Here is a 2745-nt window from a genome sequence, read left to right as displayed (position 1 = left end):
GCTTTACAGGTAAACAAGCATGGATTGTGCTTGATCAGATTCGTACGGTGGACCGGAAGCGGCTGGTGAAAGAGCTGGGCAATATAACGGCCCAGCAGTCGCATAAGGTAAAAGCTGTGCTCAAAGAGATGCTGGTTGATTAACGTCACTTTTAACGTCCAGAAATTGGTGGTATTTGGGGCTTTGAAAATTGACTGTGATTTTAGATGACTGTAATAAGTCCATCCCCGCACCCGCGGGGATGGATCAATACTACCCACGTTGGGGGTCAGATTTCATCAATCCACATCAGGTGTGATGCCTCTCCTCCTATTTTTTCACAATCTCCACCCGCCTGTTTTTTGCCCGTCCGTCTTCAGTACGGTTGTCGGCAACCGGGCGCTCCTGACCCCAGCCTGCGGCGCTGAGCCGTGAGACGGCTATTCCCTGGCCTGTCAGGGCTTTTACCACTGCCTTTGAGCGGTTGAGGGACAAGGTCTTGTTGGCTGCTGCGTTGCCGGTGTTGTCAGTGTGTCCTTCAATGGAGAGCTTCAGTCCCGGTTTGTCTTTCATCAGCTGGGTTATCTGATCGATTATCTGAAGTGAATCAGGTTTGATGGTGGCCTTGTTGGTGTCAAAATTGATGTACAGACTCATGAAGCCGTCTTTTGAGAGATTTTGCCAGATGATGTCTGCAGTTACTTCCTGCTGCATCGCCTCTTGCTCAAGTACAGTCAGGGTCATGTTGCGGCCGTCATTGAAGAGTTCAATCCCGATAAAAACAGTCTGACCTTTTCTGCTGATACGCATGGCCGTATACCGTTCACGATCCACCAGGATCTTGGCGTTCAGGGTTTTTGCGGCATTCTGGTAGTTACGGCGGATTTGCAGATAGCTTGGCGCTGTGCCTGCTGAATTGGTGAAGGCGTAGCGAAGCTGGGTGCGGTTTCCTTCCGGCCTGGGATTCTTTTTTGATTCAGGATCATCCTCGATCATGATCATGGCCTGGGCAAAGGTGGTTTCGCAGCCTTCAATGGAGTAGCCTTTCATGCGGGTGAAAAGAGGATGGTCCTTGCAGCCATCTGCATCGGGTTCTGCAAGGGCCGTGATGGGCGCCCAAAGCGTGATCATGAGGATACATAAAACCAGTTTTTTCATTTTTCTCTCTCCCTTGTCAGTGTGATGTCTGCTTGTTCCTGATACGTTCTGTTACGGCGCCCCAGTTGATCTGATTGACCAGCATCTGGGAGCGAACCGGGTAGCCGAATCTCTTAAGATGTTCTTCCATGGCCTCGCCAGACATCTGCGGATACCAGAAGGTCATGTACTGTATGGTTGATGGCGGCAGGGTGCGATCCCAGTAGTCCGGGTTGAAACGCACAAGTGGCAGTCCCATATTTTTGCCGTTGATCCTGAAGACAATGTTGGTATCGTGCCCCGTGTAAGCCGGAGTGTTCAGCTCGTTTGCCGGAATCTGCGCAAGCTCTTTTTTCAGTTCCTGCAGCAGGATCTGGTCTGAAGGCCGTAGTGAGTAATACTCCAGATATCTGGCGGCCATTTCCTTGACGGTAACCGGAATCCAGTAGGCCGGCCGCCGGGGATTGAATACGACGATGGTGTAGCCGGAGCTGCCGGGATTTTCGTAGATGTGAACACCGGGCGCAAGCTCTTCCCTGAAGGGAAATGCTACCCTGATAGCATCCATTCCGGCGGCTGCAGCGTTGATGCTGTTCTCTTTTTTGGGGTCGTCTTTGAGATTGTTGAAGTAGGAAAAGCTGCCGTGGCTACCGGTTCCAGCCTGGGTGGAGTTGATCTGAAAGCTGTAGTAGGATGCAGAAGGGAGTTCAGCGGTCCAGATCTTTCCGTTTTTGAGAAAAAGATGAAAATAGAAGGTCATATCCGCCCGTAAACCGTAATTGGCTCTGGACAGACGATAGTGGTTGTCCCATGAGCCGGTGATGAAGGTCTTCAGGTTATATCCCTTGGGGGAGGAAAGTAACGGGGTGTTGCTCCTGAACCATTCGGCCAGTGCGGTGACATTTTTATTAAACTGGATTTCATCAGCTGTTTTGGCTTGTTTTGAGCATTGAAGCATCCATTTTCCCGGCTTATCAAGCAGGAATTTGGAGGCCTCGTCTGCAAATGCGTGGGGAGCCGTCAGGAGAAGCAACAGGATGAGTACGGTTGTTATTGAACGCATGTTTTTATAACCTGCTGATAGGTATGATTGAAATATTTTCATCAGGAAGGAAGTCTACAATAATTTTGTTTTTACGCAACGTCAGTTGTGTAAAAAGTCCGTCCGTTTAGGAGTGGTGTATATCAAGCCTTGCACCAACTTTATTGATCTGTATCAAGTTACTGAAAGTCGTTTTCATAAAGCCTTGACCCCTGCATGTCCATTCTGTTATTGATAACAAAAGTCAGATGGGGGCGTGCCATGATCCTGGAAAAGAAAAAGACGTTTAATGCCTTTGCCGCCCGGCAAGGGCTGCGTTCAACCCGTCAACGTGATGTTATTCTGGATGTCTTTCTTTCTACCCATGAACATTTAAGTGTTGAAGAGCTGTATCTGAAGGTAAAGGCCTCCCAGCCCGGTATCGGTCAGGCCACGGTCTATCGAACCCTGAAGCTGTTTGTTGAGGCCGGACTGGCCCGCGAGATGATGCTGCCCGATGGTCAGACCCGCTATGAACATCAGCTGGTGGGTGAACATCATGATCACCTGATCTGTACCGGCTGTAATGCCATTATTGAGTTTGAGGA

General features: G+C 49.7%; 4 protein-coding genes. 2 read left to right on the top strand and 2 right to left on the bottom strand.

The window, feature by feature from the left end:
• The first annotated feature begins 26 nt into the window (after positions 1–26).
• The gene (locus OEL57_RS16030; protein ID WP_331489754.1) at positions 27–143 is read left to right on the top strand and encodes a type II toxin-antitoxin system PemK/MazF family toxin; all 117 of its coding nucleotides are present in this window, start codon (positions 27–29) and stop codon (positions 141–143) included.
• Positions 144–309: 166 nt separating this feature from the next.
• On the opposite strand, the gene OEL57_RS16025 is transcribed toward OEL57_RS16030, so the two are convergent.
• Positions 310–1137: an OmpA family protein gene (locus OEL57_RS16025; RefSeq protein WP_300741855.1), complete on the bottom strand. Its 828-nt coding sequence runs from the start codon at positions 1135–1137 to the stop codon at positions 310–312.
• Between the two features lie 16 nt (positions 1138–1153).
• Entirely contained in the window at positions 1154–2179 is a 1026-nt protein-coding gene (locus OEL57_RS16020) for a hypothetical protein (RefSeq protein ID WP_300741854.1), read from the bottom strand.
• 240 nt (positions 2180–2419) lie between these two features.
• On the opposite strand from OEL57_RS16020, the gene OEL57_RS16015 reads away from it, so the two are divergent.
• On the top strand, positions 2420–2745 hold a 326-nt coding region (locus tag OEL57_RS16015; RefSeq protein ID WP_300741853.1), incomplete at its 3' end, for a Fur family transcriptional regulator.

Source organism: Trichlorobacter sp. (assembly GCF_030247655.1).
Lineage (GTDB): Bacteria > Desulfobacterota > Desulfuromonadia > Geobacterales > Pseudopelobacteraceae > Trichlorobacter.
This window is presented reverse-complemented; position numbering and strand designations above follow the sequence as displayed.